A 22,496-nucleotide genomic window follows, 5' to 3' on the forward strand; every position below is an offset into this window, starting at 1 on the left:
TGAGCCGCTTTTGCTGTTGTGGGGCGATCGGTTTACAACCGGGCATCGCCACTCACGAGTCAGGAAAGCTGGCCGTCGTAGTCCGGCAGTTTGAAGCCCTTTTCGTAGTCCCCGCCTTCGAGGTCGGTGGACCGGTTGCCGATGTTCGCCGTGATCGTGTAGCCCTGCTGGGTCAGGTCGGCGCGGCAGCGCTGCTTGCCCTCCGCGGTGCCCTCGCCGGATTCGCGGGTGCAGATCGCGTCGATCGGATAGCCCGCGCTGCTCAATTGCTTGCGCGCGGAGGAGGAACTGGTCCGCGCCGTCACGAACAGCACGGACACGTGGTGCTGACCTGCCCATTGGGCGACCGCGAGGACCGGCTTGTTCGGTTCGCCGGGATGGTATTCGGTTTCCAGCGACGTGTTGTCGATGTCCAGCACGATCGCCAGCTTGGACCCGCCCTGGGTGACCCGGTCGGTCAGCCACGGAATCGCCGGGTCGACGGCTTCGCGGACGTCGGCCTGCCATTGTGCGTAGCTGGGCAGTTCGGACACCGCAGCCGAAGCGGTGGCCGGGGCGGCGATCAGCCCGGCGACGGCGAGAATTGCGGCGCAGGCGCTCTTGACGGTCATCGGCGCGATTTCTCCTTAGCGTGGCGGAAATTGCCGTCGACCACGCTAATCTCGCCGGGAGTTTCGGTGCACCGTCGTTCGTCGGGTTATTTCGCGGCGGCGGAGGGGAATTCGCCGTCCGTTCACCGGGAACTACGGGCGTGTTTTCCGCCGCGATTCGGGGTGATGATTGTCGACGCCGGTGGACAATCATCACCCCGATCCGCCGCTATCCGGCGATGGTGTCCAATTCGGCAAGGGCGTCCGCGGGCAGTTCCAGGTCGGCCGCCGCGACGTTCTCCCGCAGGTGCGCGACCGACGACGTGCCGGGGATCAGCAGGATGTTCGGCGACTGGTGCAGCAGCCAGGCCAGCGCGACCGCCTTCGGACTGGCGCCGAGCCGGGCGGCGACGTCGTCCAGCGTCGAGGACTGCAGCGGGCTGAACCCGCCGAGCGGCCAGAACGGGACGTAGGAAATCCCTTGGGCGGCAAGGGATTCGATCAGCTTCTCGTCCCCGCGGTGCGCGACGTTGTACCAGTTCTGCACGGTGACCACCGGCGCGATCGACTGCGCCTCGGCCACCTGCTCGGCGTCGACCACGCTCACGCCGAGTTCCTTGATCTTGCCTTCCTGGCGCAGCTCGGCGAGCACCCCGAACGGTTCGGCCAGCGAACCCGGCACCGGCGAGTGTCCGTCCGCGCCGCCGCCGACGCGCAGGTTCACCACGTCCAGCGCCTCGACGCCGAGGTTCCGCAGGTTCGACTCCACCTGTTCGCGCAGCTGCTCGGGCGAGCGCTCGTGGATCCAGCCGCCCTGGTCGTCGCGCACCGCGCCGACCTTCGTGACGATCTGCAGCCCGGCATACGGCGCGAGCGCTTCGCGGAGCAGCTCGTTCGTGACGTACGGCCCGTAGAAGTCAGCGGTGTCGATGTGGTTCACGCCCAGCTCGACGGCCGTGCGCAGCACCGCGAGCGCCTCGTCGCGGTCGTTCGGCGGCCCGAAGACGCCGGGTCCGGCCAGTTGCATCGCGCCGTATCCCAGGCGGGCGACGGTGTGCCCAGCCAACGTGAACGTCCCGCCGGGGAGGTTGTCGGTCAATGTTCCGCCCTTCTTTCTCGCCGCGCCGGTGCCGTCGCGGCTGCCGTCCATGGTGCTGCCGGCGGCGCGGCGCGGCCAGTACCCCTCGGTCCTGGGAGTGTCAGGGCCAGGCTCGCGGGACAGGAGCCCGATAATTTGGTATACCATTATCATGGCTTCTCTCACTGTGACCGGCGTGCGCCCGTGGGGCGGCGACCTGGCCGACATCGTCCTCGACGGCGACCGCATCTCCGACGTCCGGCCCGCCGGTTCGGCCCCGGTGGAGGGCGAACGGATCGACGGCGCCGGCCTGCTCGCGCTGCCCGGGTTCGTCAACTCGCACGCGCACGTCGACAAGAGCTGGTGGGGCAAGCCGTGGGTGTCCTACGGCGGCGTCGCGAGCACCGAAGGCCGCATCGCGCACGAGCGGGCCGAGCGGGACGCGCTGGGGATCCCGAGCGTCGAGGTCGCCGAGACGGTGCTGCGCGAGTTCCTGCGGCACGGCACCACCGCGGCGCGCAGCCACGTGGACGTCGACCTGGGGCTCGGCCTGCGCGGCATCGAGATCGTGCGGGAGGCCGCGCAGCGGCTGGGCGGCGCGGTGGAGGTTGAGATCGTGGCCTTCCCGCAGGACGGCGTGCTGCGGCGGCCCGGCGTGCTCAAACTGCTCGACGAGGCCGCGGCGGCGGGTGCGGGCTGGATCGGCGGCCTCGACCCGGCGGGCATCGACCGCGACCCGGTCGGCCAGCTCGACGGGCTGTTCGAGATCGCCGAGCGCCGCGGTGTCGGCCTCGACATCCACCTGCACGACGGCGGCGAGCTGGGCGCGTTCCAGTACGAGCTGATCGCGGACCGGACGGTGCGCGCCGGGCTGCAGGGCAAGGTCACCGTCTCGCACGGTTTCGCGCTCGGCGAGGTTCCCCCGGCGCGGCAGGCGGCGTTGCTCGACCGGATCACCGAGGCGGGCATCTCGCTGGCGACCGTCGCCCCGGTGCGGACGGCCCCGCTGCCTTGGACCGAGTTGTCCGCGCGCGAGGTCCCGGTCGGGCTCGGCACCGACGGAATCCGCGACCTGTGGTCCCCGTACGGCGACGGTGACGTCCTGCAGATCGCGCTCGGCTTCGCCCGGTTGCACGGGCTGCGGAAGGACGAGGACCTCGTGGCGGCGGTGGAGCTGGCGACGCGGCGGGCGGCGTCGTTCGTGGCTCGGCAGCGGCATGATCTGGCACCGGGTTGCCGGGCGGATGTGGTGTTGGTGGCGGCGGAGAACGTGCCGGACGCGTTGATGCGGGTGCCGGTGCGTTCGCTGGTGATCGCGGGCGGCCGAGTCGTGGTGCGGGACGGCGAAGTGCTCGTCTGAGCAGTTCGTCCGCTGCTCCAGCATGCCGCCGGTTTTTCCGTAGCCAGGGACGAAGTTTTCGGCTCAGCGGAGCGATAGCTTCCCGGGATGGACAAGCTCGACGCTCTCCGCAGGCGGCTGGAGCAGGACCTCCCCGCGCTGCTGGCGCAACACCACGTCCCCGCCGCGGTCGTCGCGGTGGCTGTCGGCGACGAGACGGCCACCGCGGCCGCCGGGGTGCTCAATCTTGGCACCGGCGTCACCGCCACCATCGATTCGGTATTCCAAATCGGCTCGATCACCAAGGTCTGGACGGCAACCCTCGTCCTGCAGCTCGTGGACGAGGGCCTGGTCGACCTCGACGCCCCGATCCGGCAGTACCTCCCCGACCTCAAACTGGGCGACGCGGCCATCACCGTGCGCCAGTTGCTCAGCCATACCGCCGGGTTCGAGGGCGACCTCTTCACCGACACCGGACCGGGGGACGACGCGGTGGAGAAGTTCGTCGCGACCCTCGACGGCGTCGCGCAGCTCTTCCCGCCCGGGGAGCTGTTCTCCTACAACAACGCCGGGTACGTCGTCCTCGGACGGCTCGTGGAAGTGTTGCGCGGCAAGCATTACGAGGACTGCCTTCGCGAGCACCTCGCCGAACCGCTCAAGCTCCGGCAATTCTCCCCGAACGCCCTCGACGCGATCCGGCACCGCGCCGCGATCGGGCATCTCGAACCCGAGCCGGGCGCCGACCTCGTGCCCGCGCCGTTCTGGTCGATGCTGCGGTCCAACGGCCCGGCCGGGTCGTCGCTCGCGATGTCCGCGGCGGATCTGCTCGCCTTCGCCCGCATGCACCTCGCTGGTGGTGCCGAAGTGCTGAGCGCGGAAAGCGCCGCGGCAATGGTGCAGCGGCAGGTCAGCCTCCCGCCGCTCGGCATCATGGGCGACGCCTGGGGCCTCGGCTGGGAGCTGTTCGACACCCCGAGCGGCCAGGTTTACGGCCACGACGGCAACACCATCGGCCAGGCGGCGTTCCTCCGGCTGGTGCCCGAAAGCGACCTCGCGGTGGCCTTGCTGACCAACGGCGGCGACGCGATGAGCCTGTACGCCGACCTCGTTCCCGCACTGCTCAAGGAATTCGGGGGCGTCGAGGTGTCGCTGCCGCCGCGTCCGCCGTCCGAGCCGGAAGCGTTCGCGGCGGACCGGTATCTCGGCACTTACGCCAGCACGGTCGCCGATCTCGTGGTCTCGCAGGACGACGACGGCCGGGTCTGGTTGGAGCAACGTCCTAAAGGGACAGCCGCGGAATTGAGCTCCGCCAGCAAATCCGAACTGGTCTTCCTCGAGGGCGACACGTTGATCCTCCGCGAGGCGCAGGCCGGGATCCACCTGCCGCTGGTCTTCCTCGGCGACGACGGCACCGGCCGCGCGCAATACGTCCATTCGGGGAGGGCGACCCGTCGCGCCGGGTGACCGGACGGCTTTGCCCGAACTGAACGATCCGGCGGCCGTCCCCGGGTAAGGTTTTACCTCGTGGCCGCTGATCTGGGGTGGAATACGGGGCAGACGCGAATCCACGCTGCCGACGGCCGCCTCCTCGGCGCGGGCGTGCTGATCGGCGGCCGGTACGTGCTGACCTGCTCCCGGGCGGCCCGCGACGAAACCGCTTTCCGGATCGAATCGGCGGGGGCCGCGGCACTGGCCGGGCTGGTCCCGCCGCGCGCGGGCGGGCGCGGCGACCTCGCGCTGCTCGAACTCGAGACTCCGGTACGCGGCGGCGCGATGCTCCGGCGCAAGGTCGAATCCGGGCGGGAAGTCCGGATCCACAGTCTTCCCCTCCGCCTCGGCTACGGCATTTGGGTGCGCGCCACCACCGGCGTGCCGGACGGTGAACGGGTCCCGCTCACGCTCCTGGAGGGGCGCGTCGACCCGGACCTGTCCGGCTGTCCGGTGTTCGACCGCGCCACCGGGCGACTGCTCGGCATCGTGGTGGTCGATTACGCGGTGCGGCTGGTTCCGGCGGACACCGTGCTGGCGTACTTCCCGCAGCTGCGCGAATGGGTGACCGACGATTCGGTGATCGAGGACCGGCTCGACGAACTCCTCGTGCGCACTGGCCGCCTGCCGATGCCGGACACCGGGGACCTGCGGGTCGCGCTGCCGAAAGCGACTCTGACCGACCCGTACGACGCGGTCGTGCCCGACGCGACGGTGCCGGAGTCTCGCCGGTTTTGCGCGGAGTGCGGCAATCCGGTGGGCCGCGACCAGGGCTCGCGGGCCGGCCGGACCCGCGGTTACTGCGTCCGGTGCGGCGCGCCGTTCAGCTTCCAGCCCGCGCTGGAGCCGGGCATGGTCGTCGTCGGTCGTTACGCGGTCGTCGGCTGCATCGCGATCGGCGGGTTCAGCTGGATCTACCTCGCCCGCGACGAGGCCGACGGCGGCCGGTTCGTGGTGCTCAAAGGCTTGATCGGCGAACGGGACCGCGACGGCGCGCTGGCCGCCGCGCAATCCGCCGTCGTCCCGCGCCTGCTGAGACTGGACCATCCGAACATCGTCCGCACCCTCGCCCACGTCGAAGGCCCGGATCCGGAAACCGGCCAGCCCATCGGGTATCTGGTGATGGAATACGTGCGCGGGATTTCGCTGCGGACGGTGGCCCGGCGCGCGAAACGGCTGCGCCCGGAGCACGTCGCCGCGTACGGGCTGCAGCTGCTCGACGCGATCGGATACCTGCACAAGCGAGGGTTGCTGTACGTCGACGTGAAACCGGACAACGTGCTGCAGGACGGCGACCGGATCACGCTCGTCGATCTCGGCTCGATGCGGCGGCAGGACGACCGGGACAGCGTGCTCGTCGCCACCCCGGCGTATCAGCCGTCGCGGTCCGAGCTGGACCGGGAAGGCGTCAGCGTCCGTTCGGATCTCTATTCGCTCGGCCTCACCCTCGCGGAGCTGCTGCGCGCTTGCCGCGGGCCGGACGACAGCGTCGGAACGGAGATGCTGCGAGCCCTGATCGACCGGGCGACCGCGGATTACGCCGACCGGTTCGCTACTGCCGACGACATGGCCGAGCAGTTGCGCGGGGTGCTGCGGCTGCTGCTCAGCCAGCGCACTCGCGTGCCGCGCCCGGCCGTCTCCCAGCAGTTCAGCAATCCTCGCGGACTCGCTGGGGCGGGGCTCGGGGTGCCGGAGTGGGAGGCCTGGGCTGCGGAACCGCCGTTGCGTGCCGACGACGCGCTGCGGCGCGAGGACGTGCGGGCAGCGTTGCCGATTGCGCTTTTCAGCGGTTCTGATGAGGTCGGGGAAACTTGGCGCGGCGCTGGGGTGTTGCTGGACGCGGGGATGCTCGACGACGCGGAGCGGCAGTACCGGGAGTGCGCTAGTCAGCTGCCGGGCGAGCTGGCACCGTTACTGGCCTTGGGTTTCTGTGCGGAACTGCGGGGCTCGACCGACGTTGCGGCGCGTTACTACGACGCGGTATGGGCCTGCGATCGGGCCATGGTCGCGGCGGCGTTCGGGCTTGCGCGGATCCGGCTCCGGGACGGCGATCGCGTTGGCGCGGCGGCGGTTTTGGACGAGGTGCCTGACAGCACGGAGGCCCGGGTCGGCGCGGTGCGGGCGCTCGCCACGGAACTGTCCAGTGTGGACGAGGCCGCCGCAGCCTGGTCCCGGCTCGGCGAACTGGATCTGGACGAGGACGAACAGGACCGGCTGACCGCGGTGGTCGGGGAAGTGCTGCTGCGACTGGCTCTCGGACAACCCGCGGCCGCCGCCCGGCTGCCGGACCTTCGCCAGGTGCGGGACGACCTCGCGCGGATCTACCGGACGCACTCGAATCGGGCGTGGTCGAACCTGCGGGAGCATGCCCGCCGGGTGCGTGCGGCCAAGGTTCCCGAACCGCGTCCGTCCTGGCGGCCCGCGATCGTGGTGCGGCACCCGGATTACCTGCCGCGGCAGGCTTCGACCACGACCGTGCGCGTCACGGTCACGGCCGGCTCCGACGGCGGTTCGATGCGGCTGTTCGTGCGAGAGCTGCCAGGGTGCGTGCTGTACTGGGTCGGCCAGACAACCCCGGCGGAAACGCTGATGCCGTTGCCGCAGCAGCGAATCAGCGACTCGGTGCTCGACCTCGGGCAGTGGGCGGCCGGGGAAACCCGGAGTTATGCGCTGAGCTTTCTCGTGCCGTCGAGAATGGCGACCGGGCAAGAGAATCAGCTGGCCACGATCTGGGCGCAACAGGAGACCGCGCAGTCGGCGGCAGAACACGTGTACGTGCGGCTGACCGACGATCCGGCCCGGCTGACCCCAACGCCGCCCGGTCTCGCGGCCGCCGTGGAGGCCGCGCGTTCCGCGTACCGCGAAGGGAATCCGCGCGGCACGCTGGACGCGCTCGGCTCCGCGGTGGCTTTGGCGACCGCGCAAGGGAACGAGGCTGTGCTGGGCCGGTTGCGGTTGCTGGTGGACATTGTGGACGCGGAGAGCGGGCTCGTGAGTTTCCGCGGGCCGTTGGATGGGGAAGACCTTCTGTCGGAGCGGATTTCGGTGCGGTATCGGACTCGGGAGCCGGTCGCTGCTGAGCCGCCGGTACCTGCTGACGAGGACCACGAGGTCGACATGCTGCGGCCCGAGACGGCTGCTGACTGGGCGGTGCTCAGCGCGCGAGTCGAGTCGCGTCGCGTGGATTCGCGCCGGGTCGATTCCCGTCGGGTCGACTCCCGGCGCGTCGATTCCCGCCGGGTGGACTCTCGCCGGGTCGATTCCCGGCGGGCCGATCCGCGGCCCGGTACCTGGCGGACCGGCCGGGTCGGCTATCCGGTGCGGCCGGACCACCTGGACCCCGGGCCGGATCCGTTCGACTCCCAGCGCGTCGTCTGGGCCGGGCTGCGGGCGACCGGTGCGAGATCGCCGGACGACGCGCCGCCGCCGGTACCGGGGTTGCTGGCGGCGAGCGTCGAATGCCGGTCCGAAGATCCGGTCGTCGTCGGGAAGCCGGTGCGGGTCGCGGTTTCGGTGCGGCGCAAGGAACCCGCGGCCGTACCGGCGGGCGTGGTGCGGGTCCGGGTGCTGCTCGACGCTGCGCCCGGGACGGCAGAGCCGATGTCGCGGATCGGCTGGATCACCGGCGACCGGCTGCGCGATCCGGCGGAGTTCGACGTCATGCCCGTCGCGCCGGGGACGCTGCGGCTGGTGTTCCGGATCTACCGCGAGCACGACGCCCAGCTGCTCCTGGAAATCGCGGCCGCGCTGCCGGTGGAGGTGCCGTCATGACCCGTCAGCTGAGCGCCGAGGTGACCGTCGACAACACCGCCGGGCTGAGCCGCGTCGCGGTGCCGCCGTACAACCGGGCGCGGACGGTCAACCTGCGGTTCCTCGAATTCCCTGGGGTGCCAGGACTTCTCGTGCAGGCTTGGGGCAGCGCGTTCCCCGAGGACGGCGGCGGCGGGTACCAGGGCCGGATCACGCACAGTCTCGGCGAGCTGAACTCCCGGATCGACATCCTCCGCGAAACGTGGCAGCGGCACATCGCGGACCTCGCCGAGCAGACCGAACGCGGCCCGCGCCGGTATCCGTTCGCCGACGGCTGGGATCTGTCGGAGCGGCCGGAACTGTTGCGGCGCGCGGGTTTCGCGCTCGCCGATGCTGGCTATCTCATGTACCGGCTGTTGTTCGCGGGTTCGGATCACGGGCTGCAGCGGATCCGTTCGCTGCTGGAATTGGCGCTCGCCGAGGGCGAGAACGTGATCAGCATCGAATCGGACAGCCTCATCGTGCCGTGGGGCATGCTGTACACCTCGCCGCGGCGGCCGGACGAGTACCCGGACGACGAAAACTGGTCACTCGCCGGGTTCTGGGGCTATCGGCACGTCGTGGAGCACACCTTCTCGCGGGTCGACGACTTCGACGCACGGATCACTGTGGACGGTGGAAAACCAGTCGTCGGGCTCAATGTCGATCATGGCGTGGACAAGCAATTCCCGGACACGCCGTACATCGCGCCGGTGGTCGATTTCTTCCACGGCCGGGCGGAGGTGGTGCTGCGGCCGGACAAGAAGACGCTGGCCGCGCACTTCCGCAGCCGCGACTTCGCTGACCACGTCACGTATTTCGGCTGCCACGGCAAGGTGAGCGGTTCCGGCGGCCTGGTCGAGCAGCCGTATCTGAAACTCGGCGACGGCGAACGGATATACGGCACTGACCTGATCGCGTGGCTGGCGGAAGCGCCGCTGCCGACGCGGCCGTTCGTTTACGTCGGGGCGTGCCAGGGTGGACAGGTGACGTCAGCGTTCTACTCGGCCTTCGGCAAAGCCTTGCTAGGCAACGGCGGACGCTGCCTGATCGGCCCGCAGATCGACCTGCCGCCCGCGTTCGCGCGCGAGTATTCGCAGCGGTTGTTCACTGAATTCATTGATTCGGGTACGAAACTGGGCGACATCGTGCGTTCGCTGGCGCGGGTGTTCGCCGACGAACACCACAATCCGCTTGGCCTGATGTTTTCGCTGTATCGCGGGATCGACGTGCATCTGTGGCAGGAAGGGCGACCGTGACCGAACCGGTGATCCTGGACCTCGACGAGCACGGCGATTTCGTGGATCCGGAAACCGGCAAGCCGGTGCCTGCCGAGGCGACGGCGCGGTTTCTGGCCCGGTGGCTGGAAGTCCCGGCGACGGCGACCGACATCGTCGTGTTCGTGCACGGCTGGCAGAACAACCGGGAAACCGCGGACCGGCGGGCCCGGCAGTTCTTCGGGCTGCTTGAAGAGCGCTATGCGGCCGGGTCTTACGAAGGACTCGGTGCGTGGCAAGGGTTTTACGTGATGGTGCGCTGGCCGTCGATGAGCAACCCGTTCGTGACCGGCTACCGGCGGATCCGCGACCGGGCACACAAGATGACCACGGACGGGCGGGCTGCGGAGGCGCTCGGCCAGTTGCTCGGCTATCTGAACGCGGAACGGCAATTGCCCGGCAGCGCGCCGAGTTTGCGGACCGTCACCGGCCAGTACCTGCACTGCGTCGGCCATTCCTTCGGCGGCCGGTTCGTGGTGGAAGCGGTGCAGGCCGCTGCTGGCGATGGCCCGCCAGTGCTCGGCTGGGATCGAGCTGATCCGCGCTATCCGTACACAGTGGACACCTTGCTGGTGTTCCAGATGGCTGCCCGGCCGGACATCTTCACCGACCGGTTCGCCCCGGTGCTGCGCGACGCTCCGATCAACGGCCCGATCGTGCTGACCCGTTCCCGCGCCGACCGGGCCACTGGGTTGTGGCACCGGCTGGCGGAGGGGGTGAAGGGGATCGGGAACGTCGGCGTGAAAGCCCCGGCCGACGAGATCGCGAATACCGTGCTGCACAAAGTGGACGACGACTATCTACGGTCCGAAATGGACCGGCGGATCGTCAATGTCGAGTCGGGCTGGCGGTTCCGGCGCGGGCGGTGGTGGAATCCAGCCGGGGCGCATTCGGACATCTGGTACCCGGAGTCGGCGCATTTGCTGCTGTCGCTGGCGGAACTGGCCCGCTGAACGGGGCTCGGCGGCCGGAGAAAGACCGCCGAGCCCCGAACGCGTTCAGTAGCCGTAATGCAGCCACACCGCCTTGGTCTCGGTGTACGCGTCCAGCGCCCACGGACCCATCTCGCGGCCCCAGCCCGACGCCTTGTACCCGCCCCACGGCGCGGCCATGTCCGGGATCGGCGGCATGTTCACGAACACCGCACCCGCGCGGATCCCGTCCGCATAGCGTTGCGCGGTACGGATGTCGCGGGTCCAGACGGTCGCGGCGAGGCCGTACTGCGTGTCGTTCGCGCGCGCGACCAGTTCGTCCGGGTCGTCGTACGGCGTCACCGCCAGCACCGGGCCGAAGATCTCCTCGCGCATGATCGTCATCGAATCCGTGACGCCCGCGAACAGCGTCGGCTCGTAGAAGTAGCCGTCGCGGTCGACTTCCGAGCCGCCGGTGATCAGGTCCGCGCCTTCGGAACGGCCGGTGGCCACGAGGTTCGCCACGTGCTTGCGGTGCTTGTCCGACACGAGCGGCCCGACCTGCGTCGTTTCCTCCAGACCGGGGCCGACCTGCAGACCGGCGAGTCCGGCGGCCATCTTCTCCACGAACTCCTGCTCGCGCTTGCGGTCGACGTAGAACCGCGTGTACGCCGCGCAGACCTGGCCGGTGTTCAGCGTCGCGCCGGCGAGGTTGCCCGCGACCGCGGCGTCCAGGTCGGCGTCGGCGGCGATGATGCTCGGGGCCTTGCCGCCGAGTTCGAGGGTCAGCCGCTTGAGGTTGGACTCCGCGCTCGCCGCGGTGATCAGCTTCCCGACCGCGGTGGAGCCGGTGTAGGAGACGTGGTCGACGTCGTGGTGCGAGCTCAGCATCGCGCCCACCGGGCCGTCACCGGTGACCAGGTTAACGACGCCCGCTGGGATACCAGCTTGCTCGGCCAGCTGTACCAGGCGGATGCTCGTGAGCGGCGTGACCTCGCTCGGCTTGATCACCACGGTGTTGCCGGTGGCGAGCGCGGGCGCGAGCTTCCACACCAGGATCATCAGCGGGAAGTTCCACGGCGTGATCAGCGCGTTCACGCCGACCGGCTCGCGGCGGGTGTAGTGCAGGGTGTCCGGGAACGAAACCGGGTTCGTGGTGCCCTGGATTTTCGTGACCCAGCCGGCGAAATAGCGCAGGTGCTCGGCCGCGCCGGTCACGCTCACCTGCCGTGAGATACCAATCGGCTGGCCCTGGTCGCGGGTTTCGAGCGCGGCGAGTTCCTCGTGGTGCTGCTCGACGAGGTCGGCCAGACGGAACAGCAGTTTCGCGCGCTGCACCGGCGCGAGCCCGGCCCACTCCGGCGAGGTCAGCGCGCGGCGCGCGGCGGCGACCGCGGCGTCGACGTCGGCCTGGGTCGCCGTCCCGACGTCTTCGAGAACCGTGCCGGTGGCCGGATCGCGGGTCGGGATGGGCTCCCCGCCGGCCTCGGTCCACTGACCGTCGATGAACAGGCGTGTCGGCAGTGTCGTCGGCATGGCGCTCCCTAGTCCCAAATCTTCTGGTCGCCTCCGAGTATCGGCGCGCGGCGGCCGGGCGGTCTTGTCCGCGAGGGCACGCCCGTTGTCGGCGAGTGAAGACAATGCCGGGCGGAGCCGGGGGACCGGTCAGGATCAGGGCATGGACGTGATCGTGGTGGGTGCGGGCTCGGCGGGTTCGGTGGTGTGCCGGCGGCTGGTCGACGCGGGCGCGAAGGTGACGTTGCTGGAAGCGGGCGGGCCGGACACCAACGCGGCGATCCACGACCCGTCGCGCGCGGCGGAGCTGTGGCATGCCGCCGAGGACTGGGACTACTACACGGTGCCGCAGCCGCACGCCGGGAACCGCAGGCTGCACCTGCCGCGCGGCAAGGTGCTCGGCGGCTCGCATTCGCTGAACGCGATGATCTGGGTCCGCGGCGCGGCGGCGGACTACGACGGCTGGGAGCTGCCCGGCTGGGCTTGGGACGACGTGCGCCCGGTGTACGAGCGGATCGAACGCGACCTGCTCGACCTGGAACAGCACGATCCGCTGCAGCCGATCCAGCAGTCCATTGTGGACGCCGCGCGGGAGATCGGCCTGCCGTTCAACGACAATTACAACAGCGGGGTGCTCGACGGCATCTCGGTGCAGCAGGTCACGATGACCGGCGGACGGCGGCGCAACACCTGGCTCTGCTACTCCGAGCCGGTCGCCGACCAGATGACCGTCCGCACCGGCGCGCTGGTGCATCGCGTGCTTTTCGAGGACGACCGCTGCATCGGCGTACTGGCGGAGATCGACGGCGAACTGGAGCCGCTGTTCGCCGACCAGGTCGTGCTCGCCGCCGGCGCGCTGGCGTCCCCGGCGATCCTGCTGCGCAGCGGAATCGGCCCGGCCGACGACGTCGCCGCGCTGGGCCTCGACGTCGTCGCGGACCTGCCGGGCGTCGGCGAAAACCTGCACGACCACCTGTTGTCGCCGGTCATCTTCGCCACCGATCGGCGCGAGGTCGCGCCGCCGCAGACCGGGCTTTCGGTGACGCAGACGCACCTGTTCTGGCGCAGCCGCCCCGGTCTCGAGGTGCCGGACACCCAGCCGATCCACTTCAGCGTGCCGATGTACGAGCCGTGGATGACTGGTCCCGCGACCGGGTTTTCGCTGATGGCGGGCATGATCACGCCGCAGAGCCGGGGAACGCTGCGGTTGCGCAGCACGGATCCCGCCGAGATGCCGCTGATCGATCTCGCCGCACTCGCGCACCCGGCGGACTTCGAGAGCCTGGTCGCTTCGGTGGAGCAGTGCCGGTTGATCGGCCAGGCTCCGGCGTTGGCTGAGGAGTGGGGTGCGCGGGAGCTGTACCCGGGACCGGCGGATGTCCGGGAGTACGTCCGGCGCACGGCGATCACCTATCACCACCAGGTGGGCACCTGCCGGATGGGGACGGACGAGCTGGCGGTGACGGACCCGACGCTGGCGGTGCGCGGGGTGTCCGGGCTGCGGGTCGCGGACGCTTCGGTGCTGCCGCGGGTAATCAGCGGGAACACGAACGCGCCCGCAGTGCTGATGGGGGAGCGGGTGGCGGAGTTCCTGCTGGCGTAAGGCGACGTCGTGAGTGGCGATCGCGGTGAGAACCGGGATCGCCACTCACGAGCCCTAATCCCGCGAAAACACTCGCTTGCCGCCGAACCACGTCTCTCGCACCGTGATCTCGGCCAGTTCGTTCGCCGGAGTCTTGAACGGATCCTGGTCCAGCACCACGAAATCCGCCGACTTCCCCGGCGTCAGCGACCCCGTCACGTCGTCCAGGCCGCAGGCGCGGGCGGAGTTCAGCGTGAACACCTGGATCGCCTCGGCGAGCGTGATCGCCTGCTCCGGCCACAGGCTCCCGGGGTGCTTGCCGTACGGGTCCTGCCGGGTGATCAGGCCCTCGATGCCTTCCCAGGCGTTCGGGGATTCGCTCACCGGCCAGTCCGAACCGCCGGCGACCAGTGCGCCGGTGTCCAGCAGGGTGCGGTTCGGCTGCATCCGCGTCGCGCGTTCGGCGGGAATCACCTGGGCGATGGCTTCCGGGATCACGCCGGGCACCCACAGGAACGGCGAGATGTCCGCCGACACGTTGAGCGTCGCGAACCGTTCCAGGTCGTCCGGGTGGATGAACTGTCCGTGCGCCACTTGGATTTTCGTCGTGTAGTCGCCGCGCGCTCGCAGGCCGCCGGCAGCGTCCAAAGTGGCCCGGACGGCCGCGTCGCCCGCACAGTGGATCTTCGCCGAGAGACCGGCCGCGACCGCGACGTCCAGCCAGTCCGCGAGTTCTTCCGGCGGCATCGTGGTGTCGCCGCAGAAGCACTCGTGGTGCAGGTACGGCTCCAGGAACGCCGCGGTGTGCGCGGGCGGGGTGCCGTCGAGGAAGATCTTCACGAAGTCCGGCCGATGGTGCTCGCTGCGGTACTCCACGGCACGGTCGAGCAGCGGTTTGCCGATCGGGTCCGCGCCGAAGATCGGGTCGTTCACCAGCATCGACGACACGACCCACGCTGCCAGTTCCCCTGCGTCGTCAAGGGTTTTCAGCGCGGCGAGGATGTCGAGAGTCGCCCCGGCGTCCTGGAACGCCGTGATTCCGTACGAGTGCAGGATTTCGATTGCCCGCCGCGAAGCCTCGGCGTGCTGCTCGGCGGTGAGCGTGCGCGTGTCCCGCATCGCCCGCTCCACCGCCAAGCCCGCGGTCTCGATGAGCAAGCCGGTCGGCGCGCCGCTGGTCAGGTCGCGGTGGATCGTTCCGCCCGTCGGGTCCGGAGCGGACGCGTCGATCCCGGCCAGTTCCAGCGCCCGGCTGCTCGCCCACCGGTTGTGCCTGCTGTCCTCGATGAGCACGACCGGACGTCCGCCTGCTGCCTCGTCCAGCGCTCGCCGCACGGAGTCGTGGCCGAGTTCGGGGGCCAAAGTGGACGGCCAGGCACCGCCGACCACCCACTCGTCTGGCCCAAGCCGTGAAGACCATTCCCTTACCGCGGCGAGGATTTCGGAAAGGCTCGAGCCGCTTTTCAGGCGCAGCTCGAACAGTTCCCGGCCAGCGAGGGCGTGATGGCTGTGCACGTCCACGAAACCCGGCAGCACGAACGCGCCGCCGAGATCGAGGACCTCGGTGTCCGGACCGGCTTCGGCGGTCGTCAACCGGCCGTTCTCCACCGCGAGCGAAGTCGCCCACGGCCGGTCTTCGTCCACTGTGTACACAGTGGCGTTGGTGAGGATCAGTTCAGGCGCCACGGGTCACTGTCCAGCGGGGTCGTAGTCCGGCGAATAGACGGTGTTGCTGAGCAGTCGGCCGTACGCGCCGAAGGTGAAGTGCGTCGGCGTCTTGCCGTCCTCGCCCAGCCCGAACAGCGAACCGTGCGACCGCAGTTCCCGCACGTTCCGATGGTCGGCCACGGTCACCGACGCGCACGGGATGACCTTCTCGCGCCAGGTGAACACGTAGATCCCGGGCCGGATCTGGTAGACGGAGTTCTCGTCGGTGTCGGCGAGCCCGCGCTCCGGACCGGAGAGGCACTGCCAGCTGTACCAGTGCGGGGTGAGGTAAACGTGCTCGTACGCGTGCTCTTCGCTGTACACCCACTGCACGCGGCGGCCGATCAACGCTGTGCTGGGCGCGATTTCCTCGCCGTGCGCCTCGCGGCCCTGGATGGTCGCGGGACGGAACCGTTGCGTCACGCGGGGAAGTCCGTCGCCGATCGTGCTCGTGATGACCAGCGCGCGGCCCTGGCGGACGTCCAGCAGCAGGCTGAACGACGTTTCCGCGCCGGGGTGGAACTGCACGTAGAACAGTCCGGCATCGACCAGGAAGGTCTCGGAAGCGGTCTCGCCGGTGGCGCCGTCCTCGTTCCACGACGCGCGGCCGCTGGTGAAGCTGATCGAGAACGTGCCGCCGTCGGCACAGTCCAAAGTGAACGACTGGTTGTCGAGATCGTCCACAGTGGCCGCTTTGTTGGCGTCGAAGCCGGGGGCGAGACCGTCGAGCGGGAGCCAGGTGGAGGTGTCGGACAGATTGGTCGCGGGCATGAAGCCTTCCTCAGTGTTCGCAGTGGCCGTGGGCGGCCGAGGGCAGGTCGAGTGCCGGGTTCCGGTCGCAGAACCCGTAGGGGCGCATCATGAATCCGGAGTAGTCGACCGGCATGACCGGCCAGTCCTCCGGGCGCGGGATGTGCGTCGGGCCGAAGACGTGCCACAGCACGACGTCGGTGTCGCTGACGGAGCGGTCGGCCGCCGTCCACGCGGGCAGGCCGGCGCCGCCCGGGTGCGCGTTGGGGCGGTCGCCCGCCGGGAAGCGTTCGCCGGGTGCGTACGGCGTGACCCACAGGTGGTTCGTGGCGAACGTCGCGCGCTGATAGACCGTCGATTCCGGTTGCGCCATCAGGGTCGCCGACGGACGCGGCACGAGCTGGTACGCGGTCGGCGCGCCGAGCCGGTTGGTGTGCTCGGTGCTGCGGACTTCCCACACCCGCGCGGTCGCCGGGTTCGCGTGCCGTTTCGCTTCCTGTTCGGTGCGCAGTTCCGTGGCCTTCCAGGTGAAGGCGTTGCCATACGGGTTTTCGTCGCCGATCGGAATGCCGACAGCGTCCACTTCGTACACCGAGTTCCGCTGGCCGTCGACGGCGAAGTCGAGCCGCGCGCAGAACAGGTGCTGGTGCACCGGCGCGAACAGGCCGGGCGCGATCTCGGACGCGTGCGGATGCGCGGACCCGGGCTCGCCGGCGCCGGAGAAGACGATGCCGGTCGCCTTGGCCTCGCATTCGATGGTGCCGTCGAGGTAGAGATACCAAAAGAAGCCGTAGTCGTAGTTGCCGATGGTGGAGATCGACGAGATCACCAGCCGGCGCGAACGGCGGACCTCGGCCTTTCCGTCGAGATCCGTGTGTTTCCAGAGGATCCCGTAGTCCTCCTCGTGCATGCAGATCGCGTTCGGCACGCGCACCGGCTGGCCGTGGTCGTCGGCGAGGAAGGCGTCGAAGTAGTGGATCACGCCGAGGCAGTCGCAGCCCAGCCGCAAGCTGTTGCCGTTCTTGCCGAGCAGGTATTCGCCGGCGTCGAAGTAGCTGATCCAGAACCGGCCGATTGACGTATCACCGTAGGGAACAACCATCTCAGGCACCGACGCGCGATACAGCACCGAGCGGTCCTGGAAGGTCAGCTGGTGCAGGGTCAGGCCCTCGCGCGCGTTGAACCCGACGCGCAGCTGCCAGCCCTCCCACGTCACGAGCGAGCCGTCGACCTGGAAGCTCGGCCCTTCCGGCTGGGTGATCTCGATCGGCTTGAGCGTGGTCCGCGCGGGGTGGTGGCCGTAGCGGCCGGAGTCCTCGGGGACCGGGGTGTCGCCCTCGTCCTCGACCCGGAGGACGCGCTGTTCGGTGAGGTTGAGGTGTGCGACCAGGCCCTCGACCGGATGCGCCCAGGGGCTGTCGGTGCTGTCCTCGCGCAGGAAGGTGAGCGAACGGACGACCCGGCCGGTCTCGTCCTCGCGGCCGAAGTAACCGGGGGCGAGCGGGGCGCAGAAGGCGTGCTCGATGCGGTCGCCGAGACCGCGGCGCTGCATGGCCGCCTGCCACTCCGGGGAGGCCTTGGTGATGGCCTCGGCCAGGTCGTATTCCTCGAAGAGATACGGGGGCTGGCCCTCGCCGCACTTCTCGTGGCTGACCAGCGTCTCGCCGGTCACCGAGACGACCGCGTCGGCCGATTCGCCGGTCGCGGTGTCGAGCAGGGTGAACTGGATCCGGCGGTCGGTCTCAGTACCGGCCAGTACGGCGGCCTTGTCCGGCTCGACCGGGAGGACCTGCGGAAACCGGGTCGTCTCGGTGACGAGCCCCTGTGCCTCCAGCACTGCCCGGCCTGCCGCGAGCTCGTCGGCGGTCAGCGGGTCAAGGGGGTGGGGGTGTGCGTTGCTCATGGTGTCCCTTCGCGCTCCTCGCCGCAGTGTTCGCGGTGGCCCGGGGGTTGCGGTAGCCGGGCTCGGGGGGTCGTGCGGTCGCTGACAACAAGGATGCACTCGTTGCCAATCCCCGGAAGGGCCGTTGCTGCAGGATTGCGCCATGCGACTGGACCTCGAGGACAAGGCCGTGCTGATCACCGGCGCCGCGTCCGGGATCGGGCTGGCCTGCGCGCGGGCGTTCCTGGAGGAGGGCGCGCGGGTCGGCGTGATCGACCGGGTCCGGCCGCCGTCGCTGCCGGGGGAGGTCGTCGCGGCGCGCGCGGACGTCACCGACGAGGGGCAGGTCGCCGCGGCGGTGCAGCTCGTGGCGGAGTCGTTCGGCGGGATTGACGCGGTAGTCGGCTGCGCTGGGATATCAGGACCGGTCGGACGGCCGCTCGCGGAGACCAGCGCCGCGGACTTCGCCGCCGTGATGTCGGTGAACGTGCTGGGGCAGTTCCTGGTCGCGAAGCACGCGCGGCCGTGGCTGGGAGACGGGAGTTCGATCGTCTTCCTGGCCAGCGATTCGGCGTTCGTGTGTGCGCCGGGGATGGTGCCCTACTGCACGTCGAAGGGCGCGGTGGTGTCGTTGACGCGCGCGCTGTCGGTCGAGTTCGACGGCGTCCGAGTCAATTGCGTGTGCCCGTCGGTGGTGGATACGCCGATGGCACGAGGGGATTTGGGGGATCTGCTGGACGAGCCGGGATTTCCGGTGCAGGCGGCCGAGGAGGTCGCCCAGCAGGTGGTGTATCTGGCTTCCGCGCGGGCGCGGACGGTGAACGGTCAGGCCTTGCTCGCCGACTTCGGCTATTCGGCTCGGTCTGGGTTTCCTGCTTGAAAGGGAGAAATGACGATGGCAGACACGCGGGTCGTGGCGATTACCGGCGGAGGGACGGGCATTGGGGCTGCGGTTGCTCGGCGGTACGCCGGCGAAGGTGCGCAGGTCGTGGTTCTGGGCCGGCGGCGGGAACCGCTGGAGAAGGTCGCTGCGGAGACTGGTGCGCACGTGATCGCTTGCGACGCCAGCGTCCGGGAGGACGCGGAGGCGGCGATCGCGGAGATTCTCGGGAAGTACGGGCGGCTGGACGTGATCGTGGCCAACGCCGGCGGGCACGGGCTGTCTTCGGTGGTGGACACCGGGGACGAGGAATGGGAAATCGCGCTCCGGTCCAATCTTTCCAGCGCGTTCGTGTTTTGCCGGGCCGCGTTGCCTTCGCTGGTGGAAAGCGGCGGGCAGGTCGTGATTGTTTCTTCGCTGGCCGGGTTGTTCGCCGGGCCCAATGTCGCCGGATACACGGTGGCCAAGCACGCGTTGATCGGGCTGACCCGGTCCATTGCCCGGGATTACGGGCCGCGCGGGGTTCGGGCCAACGCGGTGTGTCCGGGCTGGGTGCGGACGCCGATGGCGGACGGCGAGATGGAGCAGTTCGCCGAGGCGGCCGGGTTCGACGGCGGGCATGCCGAGGGGTACCGGCGGGTGACTGCGGAGGTGCCGTTGCGGCGTCCCGCCGAGCCGGAGGAAATTGCTTCTATTGTTCGGTTCCTCGGGTCTTCGGAGTCTTCGTACATCACCGGCGCGGTGCTGGTGGCGGACGGCGGGGCGCACGCTGTTGACTTGCCCACTTTGGCGTTCGAGCGGGCCGGGATGTAGTCCCATAATGGCCGGATGACGTTCGAGGGGGACTGGGCGGAGAAGACCGCGACGGCCAACCAGCGGTTCGTGGACAAGGCCGTGGCGATCGCCCGGGAAGTCGAGGTCCTGCTCGGCCGTGAGGCCATGACGTATCCGCGGCACCCGGTCGCGCGCGCGAGCGACGCGCTCGCCGACCGGGTGTTCGCGATTCTGGCCGCGGCGCGCGACGCCAGCCGGACCTTCTACCACGTCGACCAGGTGCCGGTCGCGGTCGTGTCCGACTCCTGCGGCGACGACTGGGTCGAGAAGGTGGCCGATGCCGTCGGCACGCTCGCCGGCGCGATGGCCCGCGCCGCCACTGTTCTGACCGGCGTGGTGGACAGCCAGTTCAAGGACGCGGACACGCAACAGTGGGCTGCCGGTGTCCTGGACGACGTGCGAAACGCAGCCGCCGCGGTCCTCCGCGAGGCGGCCGGTCAGCCGACGTGATGACCCAGGCTGAGGTCCGGGCCCGGTTGCTCGGCCACTTCGCCGAAACCCTCCGGGCGCTGCCGTCCGGATCGGCCCTGGTACTGCTGCATCCGGACCTGCCCAAGGCGAGGTTTCACCGCGGGGTGACCCTGTCCGACGACTACGGCCGCGACGAAACCCGGCGGTTCTTCGACATCGCCTACTGGGTGCTCGGAGCCACCGCCGAGACGTCCGATCAGTACCTCGACCTGACGATGCGTTTCTGGCGCGACCGAGGCTGGGCGACGGAGTTCTTCGCGGAGCCGCCGCCTTCCGCCGGTTACGCGAGCACCTCCGACGGGTACGGGTTCGCGATCAGGCGCAGTCTCGACGGGTACCTCAGCATCGCGGGGACGACGCCGGTCTTCGCCGCGGACTCGCCTGAAGGCGACCCGCTTCCCGACCGGATCGATCGCCCGGCCGCGTAGGTACGTGAGGGGAACCCTGAGGGAATCAGATTCCCTCAGGGTTCCCCTCACGTACTTCTGCGGAAGCGGGGTGACGGCGGTCCGTGAGCCGCGAGGTCAGTCTCGTTCCGCCAGGGTGCGCAGCCACTTGGTCAGCAGCTGCGTTTCCTCCGAGCCCAGGATTTCCGGGTTCGCCGCGGCGTGCTCCAGCACTCGGTGGACATCCGCGTGCTTGCTGTCGGCGGCGCTGGGCGCGGTGCCGGTGATCGCGGCGATCGCGCCCTCCCGGACGGCCACCGACAACGGACGATCTTCCTCAGCCAGGATGATCTGCCGCAACGTGACCCCGATATTCGCGACCAGGATGTGCGCGGCCGCCTGATCCGGCGGGACCGTCAGGCGGCCCTGGTCGGCGGCGGCTCGCGTCAGCGCCCGGAGCATCGCGCTGGGCCGTTCTTGCGCCGCGGGTGCGTGGCCGGGGTGGACCTGGCCGTACATGAGCGTGTAGAAGCCGGGGTTCGCGATTCCGAAGGCGACGTGGGCGTCCCAGCCGTCGCGCAGGTCCTGGATCGGGTCGCCGGACGGCTCGTGGGCGCCTTTTTCCGCCAGGTACAGGTCGAAACCCCGCTCGACGACCGCGTCCAGCAGGCCCTGTTTGCTGCCGAAGAAGTGGTACAGCGTCGGCATTTTCACCCCGGCCTGTGCGCAGATCGCGCGCAGCGAGATGTCCTCGCCCGGCGTAGCGGCGACCTGCTCGGCGGCGGCGTCCAGGAGCCGGGTCCGTGTATCCGCGTTCGCAATCTGTGTCACATCGCTATGGTAGCCGCTGTTGCACTGATACAGTGGTACATATCAGCGATAAAGAGATGGAGGAGTCATCCATGACCGGCCACACTCTCGAAGGCAAGAACGTCCTGGTCGCCGCCGGGGCGAAGAACCTGGGCGGGCTCATCAGCAGGCAGGCCGCGCAGGCCGGCGCGAACGTCGCGATCCACTACAACTCCGAGTCGACCCGTCCGCAGGCGGAGGAGACTCTCGCCGCGGTCGAGGCGGCGGGCGGCAAGGGCGTCGTGCTGACCGGCGACCTGACCGTCCCGGCGAATGTGGCGAAGCTGTTCTCCGACGCCGAGGCGGCGCTCGGGAAGATCGACGTCGCGGTGAACACGGTGGGCAAGGTGCTGCGCAAGCCGATCACCGAGACCACCGAGGACGAGTACGACTCGATGTTCGACATCAACTCGAAGGCGGCGTACTTTTTCATCAAGGAAGCGGGCAAGAACGTCGCCGACGGCGGCAAGATCATCACGATCGTGACCAGCCTGCTCGCGGCGTTCACCGACGGGTACTCGACCTACGCGGGCGGCAAGAGCCCGGTGGAGCACTTCACCCGCGCCGCGGCCAAGGAATTCGCCCCGCGCGGGATCTCGGTCACCGCGGTCGGGCCCGGTCCGATGGACACGCCGTTCTTCTACGGCCAGGAAACCCCGGAACGGGTGGAATTCCACAAGTCGCAGGCGATGGGCGGGCAGTTGACCAAGATCGAGGACATCGCCCCGATCGTGTCGTTCCTCGCGACGTCCGGCTGGTGGATCACCGGGCAGACTATCTTCGCCAACGGCGGTTACACCACCCGCTGAGTTTTGCCGACGACAGCAAGGGAAACGCAATGTCCGAAGTGGAGATTCCGGAACCGGTGGCGTCGTTCGTCGACGCGGTGAACCGGCACGACGACGCCGCGTTCCTGGACGCGTTCACCGAAAACGGCGTCGTGGACGACTGGGGCCGGTCGTTCACCGGACGCGCTGAGATCAAGGGCTGGAGCGACGTCGAGTTCATCGGCTCGCGCGGCGTCCTGACCCCGGAAGAAGTCACGGTTTCCGGCGACACTGTCACGGTCGTCGGGGATTGGCGCAGCAACCACGCCAACGGGCGGTCGAAGTTCGTCTTCGCCGTCGAGGGCGACCGGCTCGCCAAGATGACCATCCGCGAAGGCTGA

General features: G+C 69.5%; 19 protein-coding genes. 12 read left to right on the forward strand and 7 right to left on the reverse strand.

The genetic code is table 11. The features are described 5' to 3' along the window. Positions 1-59: 59 nt before the first annotated feature. Both ACWDNU_RS26715 and ACWDNU_RS26720 read right to left on the reverse strand, forming a co-directional pair. The gene (locus ACWDNU_RS26715; protein WP_449670907.1) at positions 60-611 is read right to left on the reverse strand and encodes an HAD family acid phosphatase; all 552 of its coding nucleotides are present in this window, start codon (positions 609-611) and stop codon (positions 60-62) included. Between the two features lie 208 nt (positions 612-819). Further along, positions 820-1,740 carry an oxidoreductase gene (locus tag ACWDNU_RS26720; protein ID WP_449670943.1) on the reverse strand — a complete coding sequence of 307 codons (921 nt, stop codon included), beginning with the start codon at positions 1,738-1,740 and terminating at the stop codon, positions 820-822. A 100-nt stretch (positions 1,741-1,840) separates the two neighbouring features. On the opposite strand from ACWDNU_RS26720, the gene ACWDNU_RS26725 reads away from it, so the two are divergent. The 5 genes from ACWDNU_RS26725 (at position 1,841) to ACWDNU_RS26745 (ending at position 10,514) form a co-directional block, all read left to right on the forward strand. Beyond that, the gene (locus ACWDNU_RS26725; protein WP_449670908.1) at positions 1,841-3,028 is read left to right on the forward strand and encodes an amidohydrolase; all 1,188 of its coding nucleotides are present in this window, start codon (positions 1,841-1,843) and stop codon (positions 3,026-3,028) included. Positions 3,029-3,115: 87 nt separating this feature from the next. Then, entirely contained in the window at positions 3,116-4,471 is a 1,356-nt protein-coding gene (locus ACWDNU_RS26730; RefSeq protein ID WP_449670909.1) for a serine hydrolase domain-containing protein, read from the forward strand. A gap of 60 nt (positions 4,472-4,531) precedes the next feature. After that, positions 4,532-8,266, forward strand: a complete 3,735-nt coding sequence (locus ACWDNU_RS26735; protein ID WP_449670910.1) for a tetratricopeptide repeat protein — start codon at positions 4,532-4,534, stop codon at positions 8,264-8,266. Further along, positions 8,263-9,543 carry a hypothetical protein gene (locus ACWDNU_RS26740; protein ID WP_449670911.1) on the forward strand — a complete coding sequence of 427 codons (1,281 nt, stop codon included), beginning with the start codon at positions 8,263-8,265 and terminating at the stop codon, positions 9,541-9,543. The genes ACWDNU_RS26735 and ACWDNU_RS26740 overlap by 4 nt, the downstream gene beginning before the upstream one ends. Continuing rightward, positions 9,540-10,514 (forward strand): alpha/beta hydrolase, encoded by a 975-nt coding sequence (locus ACWDNU_RS26745; RefSeq protein WP_449670912.1) that lies wholly within the window; start codon positions 9,540-9,542, stop codon positions 10,512-10,514. The genes ACWDNU_RS26740 and ACWDNU_RS26745 overlap by 4 nt, the downstream gene beginning before the upstream one ends. 45 nt (positions 10,515-10,559) lie before the next feature. On the opposite strand, the gene ACWDNU_RS26750 is transcribed toward ACWDNU_RS26745, so the two are convergent. Further along, positions 10,560-11,996 (reverse strand): aldehyde dehydrogenase family protein, encoded by a 1,437-nt coding sequence (locus tag ACWDNU_RS26750; RefSeq protein ID WP_449670944.1) that lies wholly within the window; start codon positions 11,994-11,996, stop codon positions 10,560-10,562. Positions 11,997-12,150: 154 nt separating this feature from the next. Between ACWDNU_RS26750 and ACWDNU_RS26755 the strand changes: the two genes are divergently transcribed. Further along, on the forward strand, positions 12,151-13,590 hold the full coding sequence (locus ACWDNU_RS26755; protein WP_449670913.1) for a GMC family oxidoreductase: 1,440 nt from the start codon (positions 12,151-12,153) through the stop codon (positions 13,588-13,590). A 54-nt stretch (positions 13,591-13,644) separates the two neighbouring features. Here ACWDNU_RS26755 and ACWDNU_RS26760 read toward each other — a convergent pair whose 3' ends face one another. The 3 genes from ACWDNU_RS26760 to ACWDNU_RS26770 are packed head-to-tail and all read right to left on the reverse strand — an operon-like array spanning position 13,645 to position 17,929. Continuing rightward, entirely contained in the window at positions 13,645-15,255 is a 1,611-nt protein-coding gene (locus ACWDNU_RS26760) for an amidohydrolase (RefSeq protein WP_449670914.1), read from the reverse strand. 3 nt (positions 15,256-15,258) lie between these two features. Beyond that, positions 15,259-16,047, reverse strand: coding sequence for a molybdenum cofactor biosynthesis F family protein (locus ACWDNU_RS26765; protein ID WP_370934965.1), 789 nt, complete (start codon positions 16,045-16,047; stop codon positions 15,259-15,261). Between the two features lie 10 nt (positions 16,048-16,057). Further along, positions 16,058-17,929 (reverse strand): primary-amine oxidase, encoded by a 1,872-nt coding sequence (locus tag ACWDNU_RS26770; protein ID WP_449670915.1) that lies wholly within the window; start codon positions 17,927-17,929, stop codon positions 16,058-16,060. Between the two features lie 142 nt (positions 17,930-18,071). Here ACWDNU_RS26770 and ACWDNU_RS26775 point away from each other — a divergent pair, with 142 nt between their 5' ends. From ACWDNU_RS26775 to ACWDNU_RS26790, 4 genes are read left to right on the forward strand one after another with little or no spacing between them, the layout of a single operon-like run. After that, positions 18,072-18,788, forward strand: coding sequence for an SDR family NAD(P)-dependent oxidoreductase (locus tag ACWDNU_RS26775; protein WP_449670916.1), 717 nt, complete (start codon positions 18,072-18,074; stop codon positions 18,786-18,788). A 15-nt stretch (positions 18,789-18,803) separates the two neighbouring features. Continuing rightward, positions 18,804-19,601 (forward strand): SDR family NAD(P)-dependent oxidoreductase, encoded by a 798-nt coding sequence (locus tag ACWDNU_RS26780; RefSeq protein ID WP_449670917.1) that lies wholly within the window; start codon positions 18,804-18,806, stop codon positions 19,599-19,601. A gap of 15 nt (positions 19,602-19,616) precedes the next feature. Continuing rightward, positions 19,617-20,072: a hypothetical protein gene (locus tag ACWDNU_RS26785; protein ID WP_449670918.1), complete on the forward strand. Its 456-nt coding sequence runs from the start codon at positions 19,617-19,619 to the stop codon at positions 20,070-20,072. Further along, a complete protein-coding gene (locus tag ACWDNU_RS26790) occupies positions 20,072-20,521 on the forward strand; it encodes a hypothetical protein (protein WP_370934970.1) in 450 nt (149 codons plus the stop codon). The genes ACWDNU_RS26785 and ACWDNU_RS26790 overlap by 1 nt, the downstream gene beginning before the upstream one ends. 96 nt (positions 20,522-20,617) lie before the next feature. Here the strand turns inward: ACWDNU_RS26790 and ACWDNU_RS26795 are convergent, their stop codons facing one another. Beyond that, positions 20,618-21,310, reverse strand: coding sequence for a TetR/AcrR family transcriptional regulator (locus tag ACWDNU_RS26795; RefSeq protein WP_370934971.1), 693 nt, complete (start codon positions 21,308-21,310; stop codon positions 20,618-20,620). Between the two features lie 71 nt (positions 21,311-21,381). Between ACWDNU_RS26795 and ACWDNU_RS26800 the strand changes: the two genes are divergently transcribed. Together ACWDNU_RS26800 and ACWDNU_RS26805 are read left to right on the forward strand one after the other, a co-directional pair. Continuing rightward, complete coding sequence (locus tag ACWDNU_RS26800; RefSeq protein WP_370934972.1) at positions 21,382-22,137, forward strand: SDR family oxidoreductase; 756 nt, start codon at positions 21,382-21,384, stop codon at positions 22,135-22,137. Between the two features lie 29 nt (positions 22,138-22,166). Continuing rightward, entirely contained in the window at positions 22,167-22,496 is a 330-nt protein-coding gene (locus ACWDNU_RS26805) for a nuclear transport factor 2 family protein (protein ID WP_449670919.1), read from the forward strand.

This window comes from Amycolatopsis sp. NPDC003676, assembly GCF_053587275.1.